The sequence below is a fragment of the Streptomyces sp. NPDC097619 genome, assembly GCF_040302735.1.
Lineage (GTDB): Bacteria > Actinomycetota > Actinomycetes > Streptomycetales > Streptomycetaceae > Streptomyces.
Window position 1 is genome coordinate 1 of sequence record NZ_JBEOSD010000142.1, and the last position, 21,662, is coordinate 21,662.

Below are 21,662 nucleotides of genomic sequence, written 5' to 3' on the forward strand. Positions count from 1 at the left end.
CGAACCGCATGGACACAAGGTGACCCGGGTGGGGCGGTCTGACAAACTTGCGGGCATGGGCCGGTTTACCCGGCCTAACCGGGATCCCCCCGGCCCCGGCCCGCACCGGCCTCCCCGGAGCGCCCGATTCCGCCCGGGGCGGCCGTTACCGGCGGTTCTCCCGGCCGGCGCGGCGTGCGGGGTTCGCGGCCGGTTCGGCGTTCCGGTCCCCGTGGCGGATACTTGGGCGGCCGGAAACGGTTTGACCGGATTGCGTCGACGGGGGACCCCCGCGGGCGGACCGGTGGAGTTGACTCGGAGCACGGGAAGGGCGCGGCGACGTGGCTAGGGTTCGGACAGGGGCGGTGCGCGTCATGGGCGCGCTGCTCGCGGTGGCGCTGGGGGCCTCCCTGGCGGGCTGCAGCAGCACGGGCGGCAAGCGGGCCGAGGAGCGGGCCCGCGAGGCGGCCCAGCAGGGCCGTCCGGCCGTCTCCACCCCCCGCTGGACCTTCGCGATGATCACCCATGCGGGCGACGGGGACACCTTCTGGGACATCGTCCAGAAGGGCGCCAAGGAGGCCGCGGCCAAGGACAACATCGAGTTCGTCTACTCCCACGACGACCAGGCCCAGCAGCAGGCCCAGTACGTCCAGGCCGCCATCGACCAGAAGGTCCAGGGCATCATCGTCAGCCTCGCCAAGCCCGAGGCCCTCAAGGACGTGCTGGCCAAGGCCGTGAAGGCCGGGATCCCGGTGGTCACCGTGAACTCCGGATCCGCCCAGTCGAAGGCGTACGGGGCCCTCACCCACATCGGCCAGGACGAGGAGGTCGCCGGCGAGGCCGTCGGCGCCGAGCTGGACCGGCGGGGCCGCAAGAAGGCCGTCTGCGTCCTGCACGAACAGGGCAACGTCGGCCACGAGCAGCGCTGCGCCGGGGCGAAGAAGACCTTCTCCGGCACCCTGGAGAACCTCTACGTCGAGGGCACCAACATGCCCTCCGTGCAGGCGGCCGTGCAGGCCAAGCTCCAGGCCGACCCGTCCGTGGACGCCGTGGTGACCCTCGGGGCCCCCTTCGCCGCCACCGCCGTGAAGGCCAAGCAGGCCGCCGGCAGCAAGGCCGAGGTGGACACCTTCGACCTGAACGCCGCCGTCGCCGCGGGCCTGCGGGACGGCAGCCTCGGCTTCGCCGTGGACCAGCAGCCCTACCTCCAGGGCTACGAGGCCGTGGACCTGCTCTGGCTGTACCGCTACAACGGCGACACCCTCGGCGGCGGCCGCCCCGTGCTCACCGGCCCCCAGATCGTCGGCCCCGCCGACGCCGAGAAGCTGGCCCCGTTCATCCGGCGGGGCACCCGATGAGCGCCGCCGCCGCACCGGCCGACGAACGCCTCTCCCCGGTCTCCCCGCTGCGCCGGCTCCTCGCCCGGCCCGAGCTGGGCGCCGTGGTCGGGGCCGTCGCCGTCTTCGTGTTCTTCTCCTTCGCCGCGGACAGCTTCCTGCGCCCGGCGAGCCTGAGCACCATCCTGTACTCGGCCTCCACCATCGGGATCATGGCCGTGCCGGTGGCCCTGCTGATGATCGGCGGCGAGTTCGACCTCTCCGCCGGGGTCATGGTGACCAGCTCCGCGCTGGTCTCCTCGATGTTCAGCTACCAGATGACCGCGAACGTCTGGGTGGGCGTCGGGGTGTCCCTGCTGGTCACCCTCGGTTTCGGGCTGTTCAACGGCTTCATGCTGACCCGCACGAAGCTGCCCAGCTTCATCATCACGCTGGGCACCTTCCTGATGCTGACCGGCCTGAACCTGGGCTTCACCAAGCTCATCGGCGGCACCGTCTCCACCAAGACCATCGCCGACATGGAGGGCTTCCCCTCCGCCCACGCCCTCTTCGCCTCCCAGTGGACCATCGGCTCGGTGACCCTGAAGGTCACCGTCCTGTGGTGGTTCGCGCTGGTGGCCCTGGCCACCTGGATCCTGCTGCGCACCCGCGCCGGCAACTGGATCTTCGCCGTCGGCGGCGGCCCCGACGCGGCCCGCGCGGTCGGCGTCCCCGTGGTCCGCACCCGCATCGGCCTGTACATGGGCGTGGCCCTGTGCGCCTGGATCTCCGGCCAGCACATCCTGTTCTCGTACGACGTGGTCCAGTCCGGCGAGGGCGTCGGCAACGAGTTCCTGTACATCATCGCGGCCGTCATCGGCGGCTGTCTGATGACCGGCGGCTACGGCTCCGCGATCGGCTCGGCGGTCGGCGCCTTCATCTTCGGCATGACGAGCAACGGCATCGTGTACGCCCAGTGGAACCCCGACTGGTTCAAGTTCTTCCTCGGAGCCATGCTGCTCCTCGCCACCCTCCTCAACGCCTGGGTGCGCAAGCGCGCGGAGGTGACCTCGTGACCGGTGCCGCGGCCCCGCTGATCGAGCTCGACTCGGTGAGCAAGCACTACGGGAACATCAAGGCCCTCGAAGGGGTGTCGCTCCAGGTCTCCGCGGGCGAGATCACCTGCGTCCTCGGCGACAACGGCGCGGGCAAGTCCACCCTCATCAAGATCATCGCGGGCCTGCACCGGCACGACGCCGGCACCTTCCGGATCGAGGGGGAGGAGACCGTCCTCGCCAACCCGCGGGCCGCCCTCGACCGCGGCATCGCCACCGTCTACCAGGACCTGGCCGTGGTCCCCCTGATGCCGGTATGGCGGAACTTCTTCCTCGGCTCCGAGCCCACCCGCGGCCGGGGCCCGCTGCGCCGCCTGGACGTGGCCCTGATGCGCGAGACCACCCGCGCCGAGCTGCTGCGCATGGGCATCGACCTGCGCGACGTGGACCAGCCCATCGGCACCCTGTCCGGCGGCGAGCGGCAGTGCGTGGCCATCGCCCGCGCGGTGTACTTCGGCGCGAAGGTGCTCGTCCTGGACGAGCCCACCGCCGCCCTCGGCGTCAAACAGTCCGGGGTGGTCCTGAAGTACGTCGCGGCCGCCCGGGACGCCGGGCTCGGCGTGGTCCTCATCACGCACAACCCGCACCACGCCCACCTCGTCGGGGACCGGTTCGTGCTGCTCAAGCGCGGCACGATGGCGGGCAGCCACACCCGCGACTCGATCACCCTGGACGAGCTGACCCGCCAGATGGCCGGCGGCTCGGAGCTGGAGGAGCTGAGCCACGAGCTGGAGCGGGTGGCAGAATCGGAAGGAGCCCGGCCGCAGGGAGCACCCGCGCCGGACGCACCCAGGCCCCTCGACGGCCACGGAAACTAGGGACACCAGGACTCGATGAGTACGTACCGGGAGTTCGCCCTCGCCCACCGCGGCGCGGCGCGGGGCACCGTCCTGCGGACCGTCGGGACCCGTGAGCGGCGCTCCCACCTGACCGCGCCCCGGGTGCCCACGGTCGGCATCGACATCGGCGGCACCAAGGTCATGGCCGGGGTCGTCGACGCCGACGGCAACATCCTGGAGAAGCTGCGCACCGAGACCCCCGACAAGTCCAAGAGCCCCAAGGTGGTCGAGGACACCATCGTGGAACTGGTCCTGGACCTCTCGGACCGGCACGACGTGCACGCCGTCGGCATCGGCGCGGCGGGCTGGGTGGACGCCAACCGCTCCCGGGTGCTGTTCGCCCCCCACCTGGCCTGGCGGGACGAGCCCCTGCGGGACGCCCTCCAGGACCGGCTGGCCGTGCCCGTGATGGTGGACAACGACGCCAACACCGCCGCGTGGGCGGAGTGGCGCTTCGGGGCCGGCCGCGGCGAGGACCACCTGGTCATGATCACCCTGGGCACCGGCATCGGCGGGGCCATCCTGGAGGACGGCCAGGTCAAGCGGGGCAAGTTCGGGGTGGCCGGGGAGTTCGGCCACATGCAGGTGGTGCCGGGCGGGCACCGCTGCCCCTGCGGGAACCGCGGCTGCTGGGAGCAGTACTCCTCCGGGAACGCCCTGGTCCGCGAGGCCCGGGAGCTGGCCGCGGCGGACTCCCCGGTGGCCCACGGGATCATCGAGCGGGTCAAGGGGCAGATCCCCGACATCACCGGCCCCCTGATCACCGAGCTGGCCCGCGAGGGCGACGCCATGTGCGTGGAGCTGCTCCAGGACATCGGGCAGTGGCTGGGCGTGGGCATCGCCAACCTCGCGGCGGCCCTGGACCCCTCCTGCTTCGTGATCGGCGGCGGCGTCAGCGCCGCCGACGACCTGCTGATCGGCCCGGCCCGGGACGCCTTCCGCCGTCACCTCACCGGCCGGGGCTACCGCCCCGAGGCCCGGATCGCCAAGGCCCAGCTGGGGCCCGAGGCGGGCATGGTCGGGGCCGCGGACCTGGCCCGGCTGGTCGCCCGCCGGTTCCGGCGCGCGAACCGCCGCCGGGTCGAGCGGTACGAGCGCTACGCCGAGTCGGGGCGGCTGTGGACGGGCTTCGCGGCGGGCGAGTCGCGGCGGACCGGCACCGCGGGCGCCGCCGGGAGCCGGGAGGAGGGCGCGTGAACCCGACCCTGCCCCGCCAGGCCCCGGCCTCCGAGGGCGGCGGGCCCCCGCCGACCGCCGAGGACCGCCGGCACGTGGTCCGGCGCCGTTGGCTGACCGCGGTCATCATCGTGCTGCTGATCGGCGTCCCCGCCGGATACCTGCTGGTCTCCGCGCAGCAGAGCCGGGAGAGCGGCCGGGACAAGGCCGCGAAGGTGGGCGCCACGGAGGTCCGCTCCGGCTGGCCGTCCCGGGTGCAGCGCAGCATCTACCAGGTGCCGGTGCCCGACTGGTCCACCGGCGTCGGCTACTACGAGACCAACAACTGGCGCACCAGCCGGTTGTACGTGCAGTTCACCACCAACCCGGTGGACCTCGGGATCTTCCTGAAGTCGGTGGGCACCACCCGGGACGCCCTGAAGCCGGGGGTGTGCGCGAGCGACCGGGACTCCTCGGTGGCCGGCTGGAGCTGGGCCGCGGACCGCACCTGGGTGTGCACCACCCACGACCAGCCCGATCCGCACCCCACCCAGGACATCACGGTGGACATGACCGACCCGCAGGCCCCGCGGGTGTACGTGGTCTCCACCGCCACCCCCTGACCTGCCCACCGGGCCCGGTGGGCAGGCCCTAGCCTGGGCCCATGAAGCTCACGAAGAAGCTGCACTCCTGCGTACAGCTGGAGAAGGACGGGCACGTGCTCGTCATCGACCCGGGCGCCTTCAGCGAGCCCGACGCGGGGCTGGGCGCGGACGCCCTGCTGGTCACCCACGAGCATCCGGACCACTTCGAGGAGGGGCGGCTGCGGGCGGCCCTGGAGGCCAATCCGGCGGCCCGGCTGTGGACGCTGCGGAGCGTGGCGGAGCGGCTGTCGGGGGCCTTCCCGGGCCGGGTGCACACGGTCGGCGAGGGGGACACCTTCACCGCGGCCGGTTTCGAGGTGCAGGTCCACGGGCAGCTGCACGCGGTGATCCACCCCGATCTGCCGCGGGTCACCAACGTGGGGTTCCTGGTGGAGGGTTCGCTGTTCCACCCCGGGGACGCGCTGACCGTGCCCGGGGTGCCGGTGGAGACCCTGATGCTGCCGGTGCACGCCCCGTGGAACAAGATCGGCGAGATCGTGGACTACGTGCGCGAGGTCAAGCCGCAGCGGGCCGTGGACATCCACGACGCCTACCTCGCCGATCTGGCCCGGCCGGTCTACGACCACGTCCTGGGCCTGTTGGCCGGCGCCCCGCACCTGCGGCTCGCGGCGGGGGAGACCGACTCCGGACGGTGACCGTCACACCCGGGCGGTAGGTTGGGGACATGCGCATCGCGACCTGGAACGTGAACTCGATCACCGCCCGGCTGCCCCGGCTGCTGGCCTGGCTGGAGGGCACCGGCACCGACGTCCTCGCCATCCAGGAGACCAAGTGCTCCGCCGAGCAGTTCCCGCACGCCGAGCTCCGCGAGCTCGGCTACGAGTCGGTGGTCAACGCCACCGGCCGGTGGAACGGCGTGGCACTGGTCTCCCGGGTCGGCCTGGAGGACGTGGTCACGGGCCTGCCCGACGGCCCGGACTACGAGGGGGTGCAGGAGCCCCGGGCGATCTCCGCCACCTGCGGCGGGGTCCGCGTCTGGTCGGTGTACGTGCCCAACGGCCGCGAGGTCGAGCACGACCACTACGGCTACAAGCTGCACTGGTTCCGGTCCCTGGCGGCGGCCGTCGCCGAAGACGCGGCGGGGGAGCGGCCGTTCGCGGTCCTCGGCGACTTCAACGTGGCGCCGACCGACGAGGACGTGTGGGACCCGGCGGTGTTCGAGGGCGCCACGCACGTCACCCCGGCGGAGCGGGAGGCGCTGGCGGTCCTGCGGGAGGCGGGGCTCTCGGACGTGGTGCCGCGGGCGCTGAAGTACGACCGCCCGTACACCTTCTGGGACTACCGCATGCTGGCCTTCCCGAAGAACAAGGGCATGCGGATCGACCTGGTCTACGGCAACGGGGCCTTCTCCGCGGCCGTCCAGGATGCTTATGTGGACCGTGAGGAGCGCAAGGGCAAGGGGGCCTCCGACCACGCGCCGGTGGTCGTGGACCTCAAGGTCTGACCGCTCTCCTCCACCGGCGGCCGCAGGCGCGCCTGTGCCGTTCGGGCGAATGCGGATGCGAGGCTTACCGGATGAACATCCCCTTCCTGGACAACTGGCGCAGGCGCCACGCGGCCGCGCACGGCACGGCCCTGGTCGAGGCCCTGGCGGAGGATCCCGAGGGCGTCACGGAGCTGTTCTCGGAGTGCGAGATGCTGCGGGCGCAGGCCGGCGCCGCGGGGCTCGAACTGGACGAGACCCCGCGTTCGTTGGAGGCGCTGGACCAGCTGATGCCCCGCTGGCGGCGGGATCCGGAGGCCGTGCCCTGGCTGGGCAACGACGCCGGCCTCTACCTGGGCACCGTGATCATCCGCTCGGTGCCGGGCTCCGGCTGGCAGGTGTGGCCGAACGGCCAGCCGGTGATCCGGCTGGTCTCGGGCCGCGAACTCAACGTGGTCGAGGCCGGGATCTCCTGGGCGGTCACCGGATCCCCGGAGCTGTTCCAGGTCTTCGCGGAGGCGGCGGAGGTCTGAGCCCCGCCGGGTCCGCCGTGCTCGTGCGCCGCGCCCCGACCGGCGTCCACTCCTGAGTAGGGTTTATGCCCCGTTTATGCGTGTCGTGACGAAGTCCCCTTTTCCGGCTGGATAGTTTGCGCTGACCTCGACAGAGCTACGAGTGGGCAGGGCAGCGCATGGCCGTCGATCCCTTGATCGAACTGCGGGACGTCAACAAGCACTACGGGCAGTTGCACGTGCTCCAGGACATCAACCTCACGGTCGGCCGCGGGGAGGTGGTGGTGGTCATCGGCCCGTCCGGCTCCGGGAAATCCACCCTCTGCCGGGCCGTGAACCGGCTGGAGACCATCGAATCGGGCACCATCCTCCTCGACGGGGTGCCGCTCCCCGACGAGGGCAAGGCCCTCGCGGCCCTGCGGGCCGAGGTGGGGATGGTCTTCCAGTCCTTCAACCTCTTCGCCCACAAGACCGTCCTGGCCAACGTCTCCCTGGCCCAGGTGAAGGTCCGCCGCCGCAAGAAGGACGAGGCGGACGAGCGCTCCCGGGAGCTGCTGGAGCGGGTCGGACTGGCCTCCCAGGCCGACAAGTTCCCCGCCCAGCTCTCCGGCGGCCAGCAGCAGCGCGTGGCCATCGCCCGCGCCCTGGCCATGGACCCCAAGGCCCTGCTCTTCGACGAGCCCACCTCGGCCCTGGACCCGGAGATGATCAACGAGGTGCTGGAGGTCATGCGGCAACTCGCCCGGGACGGGATGACCATGGTCGTCGTCACCCACGAGATGGGCTTCGCCCGCTCCGCCGCCAACCGCGTGGTCTTCATGGCCGACGGGAAGATCATCGAGGACCGGCCCCCGGAGGAGTTCTTCACCGCCCCGCGCAGCGAACGCGCCCGGGACTTCCTCTCCAAGATCCTCAAGCACTGAGGGGGCCGCCGTGACCCCCGTGCGCCCCGGGCCGCTCCGCCGCGCCCGCACCCGTGCCCGCCTCCGCCTCGCCGGCACCCTGGCCCTGGCCCTCGCCGCCGTCCTCCCCGTCGCCGGCTGCGGCAAGGAGGGCAGCCCGCCGGTGAAGGGACCCGCGCCCGGCACCCTTCCCGTCTACCGCGTGGACACCGCCTTCTCCCTCCCGCAGTCGCCGACCTGGGCCCGCGCCCACCGCCGCGGCCACCTGGTGGTCGGCGCCAAGGAGGACCAGCCCTACCTGGGCGAGAAGGACCCCGCCACCGGCACCTACTCCGGTTTCGACATCGAGATCGCCCGGATGACGGCGGCCTCCCTCGGCTTCGACCCGGCGGGCATCTCCTTCCGGACCATCGCCTCCGCCAACCGCGAGACCGCCCTCCAGAACGGCCAGATCGACTACTACGTGGGCACGTACACGATCAACGACAACCGCAAGAAGCTGGTCGGCTTCGCGGGCCCGTACTACATCGCCGGACAGTCCCTCCTGGTCCGCACCGACGAGGACGACATCCACGGCCCCCAGGACCTGGACGGCCGCAAGGTCTGCTCGGCCGCCGGCTCGACCCCCTACCAGCGGATGGAGAAGGAGTACCCGAAGGCCGTGCTGGTCTCCTACGACACCTACTCGATCTGCGTGGACAACCTGCTGACCTACCAGGTCGACGCCGTCACCACCGACGACACCATCCTCATGGGCTACGCCGCCAAGGTCCCCGACCTGTTGAAACTGGCCGGCAAACCCTTCTCGAAGGAGCCCTACGGCATCGGCGTGCCCCGCTCGGACAACGCCTTGCGCTTCGCCCTCGACGACGCGATCGAGGCCCACGAACGCGACGGCGACTGGAAGAAGGCGTACGACGCCACCCTCGGCCTCTCCGGGGTCCCGGCCCCGCGGCCGCCCGCCGTCGACCGCTACCCGGCGGGCTGAAGGGAGCCGCACCGCCATGGACGTACTCACCGACAACTTCGCGCTCTACGGCAAGGGGTTCCTCGGCACCGTGGAACTCACCGTCTACGCCTCCCTGCTCGCCCTGCTCCTCGGCTTCCTCATGGCCTCGTTCCGGGTCGCGCCGGTCGGCTCCTTCCGGGTGTTCGGCACGGTCTGGGTGACCGTGCTCCGCAACACCCCCCTCACCCTGCTGTTCTTCGCCGTGCTGCTGGGCCTGCCGCGGTTCGGACTGGTGCTGCCCTTCGAGGTGTTCGCCGTCCTCGCCCTCGGCTGCTACACCTCCGCCTTCGTCTGCGAGGCCCTGCGCGCGGGCATCAACACCGTGCCCAAGGGCCAGGGCGAGGCGGCCCGCAGCCTCGGGATGTCCTTCGGTCAGACCCTGGGGCAGGTGGTGCTCCCGCAGGCGTTCCGTTCGGTGATCCCGCCTGTGGGCTCCACCCTGATCGCCCTCGCCAAGAACTCGGCGATCGCCGGGGCCTTCAGCGTCACCGAACTCCTCGGCACCTACAAGGCGCTCAGCGAGCTGGGCTACAGCATCATCTGGACCTTCGTGTGGATCGCGGTGGGCTACCTGGTCGTCACCCTGACCATCAGCGCCCTTTTCCACCTGCTGGAGAAGCGCTGGGGGATCGCACGGTGACCGCTCACTCCCTGCACGGGGACACCTCGTCCACCGCGCTGTACGACATCCCGGGCCCGCGGGCCCGGCGCCGGCACCTGTACTACGGTCTGGCGTCCACCGCCGTGATCCTGGGCCTGCTGGCCTGGCTCCTGTACCTGCTCTTCGACACGGAGCAGTTCACCGCCGCCAAGTGGACCCCCTTCGAGTACGAGGGGATCCAGGAGCTGCTGCTGCGGGGCCTGGGCAACACCCTGAAGGCCTTCGCGCTGGCCTCCGTGCTCTCCCTGCTGCTGGGCGCGGTGCTGGCCACCGGCCGGCTCTCGGTGCACCGGCCGGTGCGCTGGGTCAGCACGCTGGTGGTGGAGTTCTTCCGGGCCATGCCCGTACTGGTCATGATCTTCTTCGTGTTCGTGGCGCTCAAGGTGCAACCGCTGCCGGCCCTGGTGGCCGGACTGACCCTGTACAACGGCTCGGTGCTCGCGGAGGTCTTCCGCACCGGGATCGGCGCGGTGGCCCGCGGGCAGGGCGAGGCCGCGTACGCCCTGGGGATGCGCAAGACGCAGGTGATGGCCTCGGTCCTGGCCCCGCAGGCGGTGCGGGCCATGCTCCCGGCGATCATCAGCCAGTTGGTGGTGGCCCTGAAGGACACCTCCCTCGGCTACCTGATCACGTACGAGGAGTTCCTGCACGCGGGCAAGCTGATCGCCTCGAACCTGGACTACGACCTGCCGTTCATCCCGGTGGTGATGGTGATCTCGCCGGTCTACATCGGGATGTGCATGCTGCTCTCCTGGTTCGCCACGTGGGTGGCCCGGCGGGAGCGCCGCAACCCCCGTACGGGGGCCGTCGGGCCGGTGGAGCCGCAGCCCGGGGCGGTGCCGCCGGGGGCGGGGCGGTAGGCGTCGGGCCCACCCCGTCCCCGGCGGCGGCCGGAGATCACTTCTCGCGGAGCGGGACCGACAGGTACGAGGGGTCGGTGCCGGGCGAGGAGAAGGTCAGCTGCGCGCCGGCGGGGTTGTGCTCGATGTAGAGCGGGTCGACGGTGTCGATCACCAGGGCGAGGCGGTGTCCGGCGGGTACGTCGTAGGCCGTGGAGAAGAGCTCCAGGTCCACGGCGAACGGGCTGCCGGGGGTCTTGTCGTGGAAGGTGTGGGGGGCATTGCTGACCAGCTTGCCGATGCCGAGCGGGCCCACGTCGTACAGGTAGGCGACGAGGGTGCCGCTCGGCTTGGTGCTGGTGACCGTGGTGTGCAGGCGCGCGGTGCCGCGGACCTGCCGTTCCCGGTCGGAGCGGGGGGACTGCCAGACGGCCGCGAAGGCGCGGGGCAGCAGGGGGACGGAGACCACGGGCGGGGTCTTGAGGAACTGGTCGAGCAGGTTGGTCAGGAGGACGACCCCGCCGTTGGCCCCGGAGTCCACGCCCGCGAAGACGTGCTCGGTGTCGGTGAGGGCGATCCGCTCGGTGGCGGCGCCCACGGCCCGCCAGCTCGGATAGCCCTCGTACGGGCCGCCGGAGCGGGACTTGAGCTGGACCGGCTGTTCGGTGTCGATGCCGTTGCGCTCGCCCTTGAGGTGGTGGCCGAACCAGCGCCGGGCGTCGGTCCAGACGTCGTTGGGCAGTCCCAGGAGGCCGGTGGCCTCGGCGGTGGCGTGGTCCCCGGGGCGGAAGGAGAGCCGCTTGGGGCCGGTGAGCTTGTCGTAGAAGCTCGCGAACTGGTTGGGCGGGAAGATGGTGTCGCCCCAGGCGTTGCCGAGCATCACGGCGGTGCCGTTGGCGTTGAGCTCGTCCACCCGCTCGGAGGCGGAGCGCTTGCGGCCCCAGTCGATCATCTGCTGTTCGCGGTCGAGGCGGGAGCCGAGGAAGTCGGAGAGGATCGACTTGAGTTCGGTCCCGGGCCGGCCGGTGAGGAAGCCCGCGCCACCCAGCAGGGCGGCGGCCTGGAGGTGTTGGGTGCGCCCGGAGTAGATCGACTCGATGAGGTCGGCCCAGCCGCTGAGCGCGGTGACCGCCTTGACCCGGCTGTCCCGGCTCGCGGTGAGCAGGCTGATGCCGGCCCCGTAGCTCACCCCGCCCATGCCGATGCGGTCCGGGTCGGCGGGGGAGTGGGCGAGGGCCCAGTCGATGACGGCGCGGGCGTCGGCGACGTCGGGGTCCCCGGCCACCTCGATCTCGCCGCCGGAGAGCCAGAAGCCCCGGGTGGTGTAGCTGACGACCACGTAGCCCTCGTCGGCCAGCTTCTGGGCCTGGGCGAGGTACTCGATCTGCGGGGAGGCCCAACTGGCGGGGAAGACCAGCAGCGGGAACCCCTGCCCGGAGCCGGCGCCCGCCGGGGTGAACACGTTGCCCTTGAGGGTGATGCCGCCGGAGCCGGGGATGTCGTGCCAGGTCAGCTGCGGTCCGCCGGAGACGGTCGCGGTCGTGGCGGGGGTCGCGGCGTGGGCCGCCTGGGCCTGGTGGGGGGCCAGGCCCAGAGCGGCGGCCGCGAGCAGGGCGGTCACGGCCGCGGCGGCGGTGCCGGTGCGCGCGGACTGGTGCGGGGGGTGTCCCATCGGTCGCTCCTCACGTACGCCTGGTGTCAAAGTGACCCGACGGTAACGGGAGGGGGTGACCCGGGGTAACCCACGAGTAAGTTACGCAGTGGTAACGATTGAATGAAAGTCAATTACCGGTGTGCGGACCGGTTCTCCGGACCGACGGGTCGGAGGGGGCTCAGGCGGTCTTCCCCGAACCGCCCTGGCCCGTCAGCGCGCTCTTGGCCTGCCACTGCTCCCAGGAGAGGTTCCACTCGCTGAAGCCGTTGCCCAGGTCGGGGTTGCCCTTCGAACCGCTGCCGGTCACCTCGAAGGGGTCGCCGGACTGGATCTCCGCGAAGAACTTCGAGGCGTTCGCGGTGCTCATCCCCACGCAGCCGGAGCTGTTGTTGACCCGGCCGAAGTTGCCCTCGTTCCAGGGCGCCGCGTGCGCGTACATCCCCGAGTCGGTGAGCCGGACCGAGTAGTCCACCATCTTGTCGTAGGCGTCGCCCAGCCCCACGGACTGGGAGTTCATCCGGATGGTGCCCTCCTTGCCCATCACCACGAGCTTGCCGTCCCAGGACGCCTTCTGCCCGCCGGGGGTGCCCGCGGCCACGGGGACGTCCAGGACCTGCTTGCCGTCCCGGGTCAGCACCAGCCGCTTGCTGTCGAGGTCGACCTCGACCCGCTGGTCCTTGCCGATGGTGAAGGCGGTGTCGTAGTCCCGCACGAAGTAGCCGCCGCCGGTGCCGGAGTCCACGCCGTTCAGCGACATGGACAGCTTCACCTCGGTGCCCGGCTTCCAGTACTCCTTCGGCCGCCAGTCCACCCGGTCCATGCCCGAACGGTCCTTGAACCAGCCCCAGGACCCCTCGGTGTCGTTCGAGGTGGTCACCTTCAGGTGCTTCTCGACCTCGGCGCGGTTCTTCACGGGATTGTCGAAGACCAGCGAGATCGGCTGGGCTATGCCCATGGTCCGGCCCTTGCCCGGCTGGATCGAGATCTTGTTGACCTTGTCGGCGGCGGCGGTCGCGAACCGGGCGTCCGCCGCACCCCCCTCGGTGTCCTTCGCGGCCACCGTGTACGAGGTGCCGGGGGAGGCGTTGCGCTCGGAGGTCCAGGTCTTGCCGTCGGCCGCTATGCGCCCGGTCAGCTCCCCGCCCTTGGCGTCCTTCACCGTCACCTGCGACAGCTTCGAACCCGCCGTCAGGTTCACCTTCACCGGCCCGCCCGCCTTGGCCTGCTCCCCGGTCAGGTTCACGGCGATGGCCATCGGGTCCTTCTTCTCCTTCAGCTCGGCCTTGCCGGACCCCGCCGAACCGCCCGAACACGCGGCCAGCGAGGCCGCCAGGACCGCGGTGCCCACGAGGGCGGCCCGGCGGACACGGCGACGGGACAGGGAAGTACGGCGTACACGGCTCAACGGAAACCCCTCCGGAAAAGATGTCGGTCCGCAAATCAAGAGCGGACGAATGGACTCTAGGTTGCGCGTCCGCCGGAATTGATCGTTCTTTCGGCTGTGACGTGGACCGGAGCAGAACGGTCATCGTCCGGTCACATTCGTCGCGCGGTCCGGTCACGGGCCCCTGTGAGAGTCCTGTGCACACCACCCAGTCGGCAGCTACGGAAGGACAAGACGTGTGCGCACTGCTCGTGACCGGCGCCCCGGTAGGACGTGACCAGGGGCTGGAGGTCCGCTCGCTGTCCCTCGCCGAGTACCGGTGGTTCCTCGCCGGCCACCGCCGGGCGAGCTTCCTGCAGTACCCCAGCTGGGCCGAGGTCAAGGACGGCTGGCGCTCCGAACTGGTCGGCTGGCAGACGCCCTCCGGGGAGCTCGCCGGCGGCGCGCTCGTTCTCTACCGCCAATTCCCGGGCACCCGCAAATACTTCGCCTACCTCCCCGAGGGCCCCGTCGCCGACTGGTCGGACCCGCACCTCGGCCGCTGGCTGGACCCCCTGATGCGGCACCTGCGGGCCGCCGGGGCCTTCGCCGTCCGCATCGGCCCGACCCCCGCCTACCGGCGCTGGGACGCGGCCGAGGTCAAGGCGGGCGCCGGCCCCGGCCGTCGGATATCCGACCTGCTCGCCACCGAGGTCGACCCCGTCGGCGCCGCCCTCGCCGACCGGCTCCGCACCCGCGGCTGGCGGCGCTGCGGCGGCGAGGACGACGGCGACGCCCAGCCCCGCCACGTCTTCCGCGTCCCCCTCACCGGCCGCAACCTCGACGACCTCTGGTCCGGCCTCAACCAGGAATGGCGCCGCAACATTCGCAAAGCGAACAAATCCGGCGTCGAGACGGTGATCGGATCCGGCGCCGACCTCCCCGAGTTCTACCGACTGCTGCGCATCACCGAGGAGCGCGACGGCTTCCGCCTCGGCCGCAGCCTCGCCTACTACCAGCAGCAGTACACCGCCCTGAACGCCGAGGAACCCGGCCGCATGCGCCTCTACCTCGCCCGCCACCAGGGCGAGATCCTCGCCGCCCACACGATGATCGTGGCCGGGAACCGGGTCTGGTACCAGACCGGCGCCTCCGCCGACCACCGCCGCGAGGTCCGCCCCAGCAACGCCCTGCAATGGCGGATGATGAGCGACGCGCACAGCCTCGGAGCGGACGAATACGACATGCGCGGGGTACCCTCCACCCTCGACCCCGACGACCGCTCCTTCGGTCTGCTGCGCTGGAAGCTCGGCACCGGCGGGCAGGTCGTCGAAACCCTCGGAGAGTGGGAGACCCCCGTGGCCGGAGCCGCCAACCACGCGCTGTACCGCGCCTTCCAGGCGTACCTGGCCCGCCGGTGAGCACCACCGCCACCAGACCGGAACCCTCCGGCCCCGCCCACGCGGCACCGAAGCAGCGCTCGGTGCTGCGCAGCGGCGCGCTCATGGCCGCCGGCTCGATCGTCTCCCGCGCCACCGGCTTCGTCCGCTCCGCCGTGGTCGTCGCCGCCCTCGGCACCGCCCTCCTCGGCGACGGCTACGCCGTGGCCAACACCATCCCCAACATCCTCTACATCCTGCTCATCGGCGGCGCCCTCAACGCCGTGTTCGTCCCCGAGCTGGTCCGCGCCGCGAAGGAACACGCCGACGGCGGCGCCGCCTACACCGACCGGCTCCTCACCGCCTGCACCGTCGCCCTGGCCGTGCTCACCGCCGCCGCCGTGCTCGCCGCGCCGCTCCTCGTCGACGCGTACACCGAGTACACCGGCGACCAGGCGCGGCTGACCGAGGCCCTGGCCCGCTACTGCCTGCCGCAGATCTTCTTCTACGGGCTGTTCACCCTGCTCGGCCAGGTCCTCAACGCCCGCGGCCGGTTCGGCGCCATGATGTGGACCCCGGTCCTCAACAACCTCGTCGTCATCGGCGTCTTCTGCCTCTACCTGTACACCGCCGCCGGTTCCGGCGACGGCGGCCTCTCCGCCGCCGACGCCCGCCTGCTGGGCTGGGGCACCACCGCCGGCATCGTGGTCCAGGCCCTCGCCCTGATCCCCTCGCTGCGCGCCGCCCGCTTCCGCTGGCGCCCCCGCTTCGACTGGCGCGGCAGCGGCCTCGCCCGCCCGCTGCGCAACGCCGGCTGGCTGGTCCTGCTCGTCCTCACCAACCAGCTCGCCTACTGGGCCGTCACCCGCCTGTCCACCGCCACCGGCCAGGAGGCCGTGGCCCAGGGTCTGGCAGGCGGCGCCGGGTACACCGCCTACAGCAACGCCTACCTGCTGTGGGCCGTCCCCCAGGGCATCGTCACCGTCTCGCTGGTCACCGCCCTCATGCCCCGCATGAGCGCCGCCGCCGCCGACGGGGACCTCGCCGCGGTCCGCCGCGACCTCTCCTACGGGCTGCGCTCCAGCGCCGCCCTCGTCGTCCCGGCCGCCTGCCTCTTCTTCGCCCTCGCCCCCTGGGTCATCGGCAGCGTCTTCGAATACGGGCGGACCGGCGCGGCCGACACCGCGGTCATGGCGGGCATGCTCATGGCCTTCGCCCCCGGTCTCGTCGCCTTCTCCGGGCAGTACGTGCTCTCCCGCGGTTTCTACGCCCTCTCCGACACCCGCACCCCGTTCTTCCTGAACCTGGTGATCGTCGCCCTCAACGCCGGCCTGTCCGTGGCCGCCTACCTGCTGCTGCCGCCCCGCTGGGCCGTCACCGGCATGGCGGGCGCCTACAGCGTCGCCCTGTTCGCGGGCTGCGCCGTCACCGCGTACACCCTCTCCCGGCGCCTCGGCGGCGGCGGACTGCTGCGCTCGCCCGCCCTCACCGGCCACCTGCGGCTGCTCGCCGCCGCCGTGCCCGCGGCCGCCGCCGGGTACGCCGCTGCCCGCGCCGCCGACGGACTGGGCGACATCCCCGCCGTGCTGGCCGGCAGCCTGGTCCTCGCCGTGGCCCTGGTCCTCCTGGCCCGGCCGCTCGGACTCACCGAGATCACCGCGCTCACCGGCTCCCTCCGCCGCCGCTTCGGCCGATAGACGGAGCCCGTCGTCCCCTCCGCGTACATCCCCCTCCTCGGCCGATCGGCCGAGGAGGGGCCGCCACACACCCTGGGATACTGACCTGATGCCACGCGTACTGCTGATCGAGGACGACCCCGCCGTCCGGGAGGGGGTCGGGCTCGGCCTGCGCCGCCGCGGCCACGAGGTGCGCGCGGCGGAGACCGGCGAGGCGGGCCTCGCCGCCCTCGCCGAGTTCCGGCCCGAGATCGTCCTGCTCGACCTGATGCTCCCCGGGATGAACGGCGTCCAGGTCTGCCGCCGCATACGCGAGACCAGCCAACTGCCGATCATCATGCTGACCGCGCGCGGGGACGACTTCGACATAGTGATCGGCCTGGAGGCCGGCGCCGACGACTACATCGTCAAACCCGCCCGCACCGAGGTCATCGAGGCCCGCCTCAAGGCCGTCCTCCGCCGCCTCAACGACCCCGGCGGCGCCCGCGCCGGCATCGAGTTCCACGGCGAGCTCGCCGTGGACCGCGCCGGACTCACCGTCGCCAAGAACGGCGAACGCCTGCCCCTCGCCCCCAGCGAACTCAAACTGCTCCTGCACCTGTCCGCCTCGCCCGAACAGGTCTTCAGCCGCCAGCAACTCCTCGAATACGTCTGGGACCACAGCTACCACGCCGACGCCCGTCTCGTGGACGCCTGCGTCCGCCGCCTCCGCACCAAGATCGAGGACCCGGCGGGCAGCCCCCGCTACGTCCAGACCGTCCGCGGGTTCGGCTACCGCTTCGGCCCGCTGTGAGAGGCCGCGTCAGACGCCGCACCGCCGGACTCGGCCTGCGCACCCGACTCGTCGCCGCCTTCCTCCTCGTCGCCGCGATCAGCGCCCTCACCACCGCCGCGCTCACCTACCGCGAGGCCCGCAGCGCCATCCTCAAGCAGAGCCAGGACACCGCCGTCGCCAGCATGCGCGACGCCCTCGACAACCGGCCCGTCAGCCTCCCCTACACCCGCCCCCAGCTGAGCGAGGTCTGTCGGGAACTTGCCCGCCCCGCCAAGCCGCACCCCTGGGCCGTCTTCGCCGAGTACGGCTCCCTGCGCGCCTCCTCCGGCAACATCCCCACCTCCACGGTCATCACCGACGAGCTGCGCGCCGCCGCCCACGAGGCCCCGCGCGCCGTCTTCCAACGCGTGGTCAAGGACGGAACCCCCTACCTGACCTTCGCGATGCCCGCCGTCATGGACCACAACGGCCGACGCGTCACCACCGGACTCGTCTTCTACGGGGTGATGGCGCTCAGCACCGAGCAGACCACCATCGACGCCATGGTCGTCGCCGCCCGCGACGGAGCCCTCCCCGGCCTCGCCATCGCCGTCGTCCCCGCCCTCCTGGCCGCCCGCAGCGTGCTGCGCCCCGTCCGGGACCTGCGCCGGGCCGCCCGCGAGATCGGCGAGGGACACCTCGACACCCGCATCGAGGTCAAGGGCCGCGACGAGCTCGCCGAACTCGCCCGCACCTTCAACGAGACCGCCGTCGCCCTGGAAGCCTCCGTCTCCGAACTCCGCCAAGCCGAGGCCCGCGCCCGCCGCTTCGCCGCCGACGTCTCCCACGAACTGCGCACCCCGCTCGCCGGGATGCTCGCCGTCACCGAGGTCCTCGACGAGGACGCCGCCCGCTACGACCCGGACACCGCCTCCGCCCTCCGCCTGGTCAGCTCCGAGACCGACAAGCTCGCCCACCTCGTCGACGACCTCATGGAGATATCCCGCTTCGACGCCCGCGCCGCCGAACTCCACACCGACGAGGTGGACATGGCGGAGACCATCCGCAAAACCCTGGAGCGCCGCCACTGGGAGGACCGCGTCGAGACCGACGTGCCCCCGGGACTGCGGGCCCGCCTCGACCCCCGCCGCTTCGACGTGGTCCTCGCCAACCTCGTCGGCAACGCCCTCCGGCACGGCGGCACCCCGGTCCGGATCCGCGTGTTCGCCGAGGCCGACCCCGACGGGCCCCGGCTCCTCACCGAGGTCGCCGACAGCGGACCCGGCATCGCCCCCGAGGTGCTCCCGCACATCTTCGACCGCTTCTACAAGGCGGACGCCGCCCGCACCCGGTCCGCCGGCAGCGGCCTCGGCCTGGCCATCACCCTGGAGAACGTACGCTTGCACGGCGGCACGATCCGGGCCGCGAACGGACCCCGCGGGGGAGCGGTCTTCACCGTGGAGATGCCGTGGGAGGCACAGGGATGACAGCCGGGCAGGACCGCACGGGACGGCACACCGGCTCCCCGGACCGGGGCGCCGCACGGTGGCGGACGGCCGTCGGCACGGCGGTCGCCCTGCTCGTCGCGGGCCTGCTGGTGGGCTGCGAGGGCGCCCCCACCGTCATCCAGGGCACCGACGTGGTCGAGGCCGGGGAACCGGCCAAGGTCGCCCCGGACCGGCCCGACGGGATCCTGCTGTACTTCGTCGGCGAGGGCGGCACCCTCGTCCCCGTCCTCGACCGCAGTCCCTTCGGGCCCGACGCCGAAGGGCTCCTCACCGGGGGCGGGGCCGCCACCGAGGCCCCCGACCGGGTCTACCGCGTCCCGATCGACCACAGCATCCGCAGACTCCTCCAAGGCCCCTCCGCGCGAGAGCGGACCGCGGGCCTGACCTCCGCGCTCCCCTGGCAGGACCGGTCCCCCGAGATCCGCGTGGAACGCGCCGGATCCACCCTCCAGCTCCGCATGAGCCTCGACGTCACCGCCCTGTCGGCCACCGCCCGCGGCCAGCTCGTGTGCACGGCCCAGCGCGCGGAGACCGGAACCCCCTCCGCCGAGGTGGTCCTCATCGGCCCGGACGGCGCCACCGAACCCACCGACTGCGAAACCGGCTGACCCCACCCCCGGCCCGCCCCCTTGCCGGGACCGCCCCGGCAGGACACCGTGGGTCCCGCCGGGCGGGACCGCGCCCGGTACGCCCAGGAGAACGGGGAGCGCGCGCGGTGAGCACGACCGACCGGCCCACGACCGGCCCGGACCCCCGGCCCGCCCCACGGCTCCCGGAGCCCGCGGACGGCCCCGGGAGCGCCGTGCCCGACGTCTTCGACCCCCGGATCTACGGCGAGGCCGTCCCGCACGCCGCCTACCGGAGGCTCCGCGACGCCCACCCGGTGGCGCGACAGGCCGAACCGGAGGTGCTCGGCTGGCCCGCCGGACCCGGCTTCTGGGCGGTGACCCGGCACGCGGACGTGGTCCGCGTCCTCAAGGACGCCCGCATCTACTCCTCGTACCTGGGCGCCACCCAGATCCGCGACCCCGACCCCGCCGACCTGCCCTTCGTCCGGCGCACCATGCTCAACCAGGACCCGCCCGCGCACGGCCGGCTCCGCCGGATGATCACCCGCGCCTTCACCCCCGCCCGCGTCGACGCCTTCGCCGACCGGGTCCGCGACCGGGCCCGCACCCTCCTCGCCGCCGCCCGCGACGCCGCCGAGGACGGCACCGCCGACGTGGTCCGCACCGTCACCGACGAGTACGCCCTCCTCAACCTGGCCGACCTGATGGGCGTGCCGCCCGAGGACCGGGGACTGCTCCTCGACTGGACCGTCCGCGTCATCGGCTACCAGGACCCCGAGGACGCCCCGACCCCCCTCCTCGGACCCGACGGAAAACCGCTGAACCCCCGCTCCCCGGCCCTGCTCGGCGAGATGTTCGACTACGCCCGCGCCCTCGCCGCCCACAAACGGGCCAGGCCCGCCCACGACCTGATGACCGTCCTCGCCGAAGCCGAACTCGCCGAGGGGGAGCTGGAGATGTTCTTCTTCCTGCTCACCGTCGCCGGCAACGACACCGTGCGCGGCGCCGCCCCCGGGGGCCTGCTGGCCCTGGCCGGGGCCCCGGACCAGTACCGCGGGCTCCGCGCGGGCGAGGTCACCACCGCCTCCGCCGTGGAGGAACTGCTGCGGCTCCACCCGCCGGTGCTCAGCTTCCGCCGCACCGCCGCCGTGGACACCGTCCTGGCCGGACGACGGATCGCGGCGGGGGACAAGGTGGTGGTCTTCCACGCCTCCGCCAACCACGACGAACGGGTCTTCGCCGACCCGCACCGCGTCGACCTCGGCCGCTCCCCGAACCCGCACGTGTCCTTCGGGGACGGCCCGCACGTCTGTCTGGGCGCCCACTTCGCCCGACTCCAGCTGCGCACCCTCCACGAGGAGTGGGTGCGGACCATGCCCCCACCCGAACTGGCGGGCCCGCCACGCCGGTTGGTGTCGAACTTCATCAACGGGATCACACGGCTGCCGCTGCGGGTGTCCGGGCCGAGGCGGTGACGTCGGCCACCAGCTCGGTCACGTCGGGCCCGTAGGCTGCGGAGTTGACCACCTTCAGGATCAGGGCGAAGGACCGGTCCCGGTGGCGCTTGGCCAACTGTTCGTGGTGGCGGGCGAGATAGCGGGCGGCGGCCTGGTTGCTGACGGCGGTCTGTCCGGAGAGCAGGAACACCGGTCGGGCCCCGTGCCCGTCGGTGAGCCGGGCCAGCAGGACGTGCTCGGTCGCCCCCTTCTCCCACCGGTAGGTCTCGCCGCCGACCCGCAACGCCCCCTGGTCGGGTCCGCGTTCGCGGCTCAGGTCCACGGCCACGCCCGGCAGCATCGAGGCGAGGTGCGCGGCCGTACGGGCGTTGGAGACGGGCCCGCCCACGCAGAACTCGGCGCGTTCCCCGAAGCCCTGGCGGGTGGCGTCGTGGCCGACGATCTGGAGGTTCGCCCCGCAGTCCTTGATCAGGGCGGAGAGCTCCAACAGGGCGAAGGCGTCGTTGCGGTGCACCGAGCCTTCGGTGCCGCCCATCTGACGGTTCACCACGAACAGGCAGTCCGAGCCGGTGGGCAGCCCGAAGAAGCCCTGCTTGCGGCGGAGCCGGCGCCGCCACAGGTAGGTGCGGGCGAACCAGCCCAGGGCGGCGCTGATCCCGGTGGCTATCAGCCCGAGCAGGATGTTGCGCAGGTCTTCGCTCATGCGCGGGATGGTAGTGGGAAGCCCGGTGACGTTACCCTGCGCGGGTCGTCGACCACCGGAGGTACCGATGGGCCGTTCCGCCGCACGCGCCTTACCCCTGCTCGCCCTCGCCGGGGCGTTGGTGGCCACGGGGGCCGCCGCGCCACCCGGCCCCGCCGCCGCGCAGGCGCCGCCCGCGGCCGCC

The 21,662-nt window shown here is 72.4% G+C and carries 21 protein-coding genes; 18 read left to right on the forward strand and 3 right to left on the reverse strand.

Features of this window, described 5'->3' with window-relative positions:
• Nucleotides 1–320 precede the first annotated feature (320 nt).
• The 12 genes from ABTZ17_RS28940 (at nucleotide 321) to ABTZ17_RS28995 (ending at nucleotide 10,436) form a co-directional block, all read left to right on the forward strand.
• Nucleotides 321–1,337, forward strand: a complete 1,017-nt coding sequence (locus ABTZ17_RS28940; protein ID WP_502994885.1) for a sugar ABC transporter substrate-binding protein — start codon at nucleotides 321–323, stop codon at nucleotides 1,335–1,337.
• Entirely contained in the window at nucleotides 1,334–2,371 is a 1,038-nt protein-coding gene (locus tag ABTZ17_RS28945; protein WP_352198702.1) for an ABC transporter permease, read from the forward strand. Before ABTZ17_RS28940 ends, ABTZ17_RS28945 begins: the two co-directional genes overlap by 4 nt.
• On the forward strand, nucleotides 2,338–3,228 hold the full coding sequence (locus ABTZ17_RS28950) for an ATP-binding cassette domain-containing protein (protein WP_352198718.1): 891 nt from the start codon (nucleotides 2,338–2,340) through the stop codon (nucleotides 3,226–3,228). Before ABTZ17_RS28945 ends, ABTZ17_RS28950 begins: the two co-directional genes overlap by 34 nt.
• Before the next feature lie 15 nt (nucleotides 3,229–3,243).
• Entirely contained in the window at nucleotides 3,244–4,446 is a 1,203-nt protein-coding gene (locus tag ABTZ17_RS28955; protein ID WP_352198703.1) for an ROK family glucokinase, read from the forward strand.
• Nucleotides 4,443–5,027, forward strand: a complete 585-nt coding sequence (locus ABTZ17_RS28960) for a hypothetical protein (RefSeq protein ID WP_352198704.1) — start codon at nucleotides 4,443–4,445, stop codon at nucleotides 5,025–5,027. Before ABTZ17_RS28955 ends, ABTZ17_RS28960 begins: the two co-directional genes overlap by 4 nt.
• A 41-nt stretch (nucleotides 5,028–5,068) precedes the next feature.
• On the forward strand, nucleotides 5,069–5,704 hold the full coding sequence (locus tag ABTZ17_RS28965) for an MBL fold metallo-hydrolase (RefSeq protein WP_352198705.1): 636 nt from the start codon (nucleotides 5,069–5,071) through the stop codon (nucleotides 5,702–5,704).
• A 29-nt stretch (nucleotides 5,705–5,733) separates the two neighbouring features.
• Nucleotides 5,734–6,513, forward strand: coding sequence for an exodeoxyribonuclease III (locus ABTZ17_RS28970; protein WP_352198706.1), 780 nt, complete (start codon nucleotides 5,734–5,736; stop codon nucleotides 6,511–6,513).
• A 71-nt stretch (nucleotides 6,514–6,584) separates the two neighbouring features.
• Complete coding sequence (locus ABTZ17_RS28975; RefSeq protein ID WP_352198707.1) at nucleotides 6,585–7,025, forward strand: DUF6278 family protein; 441 nt, start codon at nucleotides 6,585–6,587, stop codon at nucleotides 7,023–7,025.
• 158 nt (nucleotides 7,026–7,183) lie between these two features.
• A complete protein-coding gene (locus tag ABTZ17_RS28980) occupies nucleotides 7,184–7,927 on the forward strand; it encodes an amino acid ABC transporter ATP-binding protein (protein WP_352198708.1) in 744 nt (247 codons plus the stop codon).
• Between the two features lie 79 nt (nucleotides 7,928–8,006).
• Nucleotides 8,007–8,894 (forward strand): glutamate ABC transporter substrate-binding protein, encoded by an 888-nt coding sequence (locus tag ABTZ17_RS28985; protein WP_352198719.1) that lies wholly within the window; start codon nucleotides 8,007–8,009, stop codon nucleotides 8,892–8,894.
• A gap of 16 nt (nucleotides 8,895–8,910) precedes the next feature.
• Complete coding sequence (locus tag ABTZ17_RS28990; RefSeq protein WP_352198709.1) at nucleotides 8,911–9,555, forward strand: amino acid ABC transporter permease; 645 nt, start codon at nucleotides 8,911–8,913, stop codon at nucleotides 9,553–9,555.
• A complete protein-coding gene (locus ABTZ17_RS28995; RefSeq protein ID WP_352198710.1) occupies nucleotides 9,552–10,436 on the forward strand; it encodes an amino acid ABC transporter permease in 885 nt (294 codons plus the stop codon). Before ABTZ17_RS28990 ends, ABTZ17_RS28995 begins: the two co-directional genes overlap by 4 nt.
• 37 nt (nucleotides 10,437–10,473) lie before the next feature.
• Here ABTZ17_RS28995 and ABTZ17_RS29000 read toward each other — a convergent pair whose 3' ends face one another.
• Both ABTZ17_RS29000 and ABTZ17_RS29005 read right to left on the reverse strand, forming a co-directional pair.
• Nucleotides 10,474–12,087 (reverse strand): CocE/NonD family hydrolase, encoded by a 1,614-nt coding sequence (locus ABTZ17_RS29000; protein WP_352198711.1) that lies wholly within the window; start codon nucleotides 12,085–12,087, stop codon nucleotides 10,474–10,476.
• A 160-nt stretch (nucleotides 12,088–12,247) separates the two neighbouring features.
• Nucleotides 12,248–13,474: a L,D-transpeptidase gene (locus ABTZ17_RS29005; RefSeq protein ID WP_352198712.1), complete on the reverse strand. Its 1,227-nt coding sequence runs from the start codon at nucleotides 13,472–13,474 to the stop codon at nucleotides 12,248–12,250.
• Between the two features lie 215 nt (nucleotides 13,475–13,689).
• Here ABTZ17_RS29005 and ABTZ17_RS29010 point away from each other — a divergent pair, with 215 nt between their 5' ends.
• From ABTZ17_RS29010 to ABTZ17_RS29035, 6 genes are all read left to right on the forward strand, one after another.
• Nucleotides 13,690–14,853 carry a lipid II:glycine glycyltransferase FemX gene (locus tag ABTZ17_RS29010; RefSeq protein ID WP_352198713.1) on the forward strand — a complete coding sequence of 388 codons (1,164 nt, stop codon included), beginning with the start codon at nucleotides 13,690–13,692 and terminating at the stop codon, nucleotides 14,851–14,853.
• A complete protein-coding gene (murJ, locus tag ABTZ17_RS29015; RefSeq protein WP_502994887.1) occupies nucleotides 14,850–16,508 on the forward strand; it encodes a murein biosynthesis integral membrane protein MurJ in 1,659 nt (552 codons plus the stop codon). Before ABTZ17_RS29010 ends, murJ begins: the two co-directional genes overlap by 4 nt.
• An 88-nt stretch (nucleotides 16,509–16,596) precedes the next feature.
• Entirely contained in the window at nucleotides 16,597–17,280 is a 684-nt protein-coding gene (locus ABTZ17_RS29020; protein WP_352198714.1) for a response regulator, read from the forward strand.
• The gene (locus ABTZ17_RS29025) at nucleotides 17,277–18,728 is read left to right on the forward strand and encodes an ATP-binding protein (RefSeq protein WP_352198715.1); all 1,452 of its coding nucleotides are present in this window, start codon (nucleotides 17,277–17,279) and stop codon (nucleotides 18,726–18,728) included. The genes ABTZ17_RS29020 and ABTZ17_RS29025 overlap by 4 nt, the downstream gene beginning before the upstream one ends.
• Complete coding sequence (locus ABTZ17_RS29030; protein WP_352198716.1) at nucleotides 18,725–19,357, forward strand: hypothetical protein; 633 nt, start codon at nucleotides 18,725–18,727, stop codon at nucleotides 19,355–19,357. Before ABTZ17_RS29025 ends, ABTZ17_RS29030 begins: the two co-directional genes overlap by 4 nt.
• A gap of 218 nt (nucleotides 19,358–19,575) precedes the next feature.
• Nucleotides 19,576–20,793 (forward strand): cytochrome P450, encoded by a 1,218-nt coding sequence (locus ABTZ17_RS29035; protein ID WP_352198721.1) that lies wholly within the window; start codon nucleotides 19,576–19,578, stop codon nucleotides 20,791–20,793.
• Here the strand turns inward: ABTZ17_RS29035 and ABTZ17_RS29040 are convergent.
• Entirely contained in the window at nucleotides 20,753–21,478 is a 726-nt protein-coding gene (locus ABTZ17_RS29040; protein WP_352198717.1) for a hypothetical protein, read from the reverse strand. The two genes, ABTZ17_RS29035 and ABTZ17_RS29040, sit on opposite strands and share 41 nt — an antisense overlap.
• Nucleotides 21,479–21,662 lie beyond the last annotated feature (184 nt).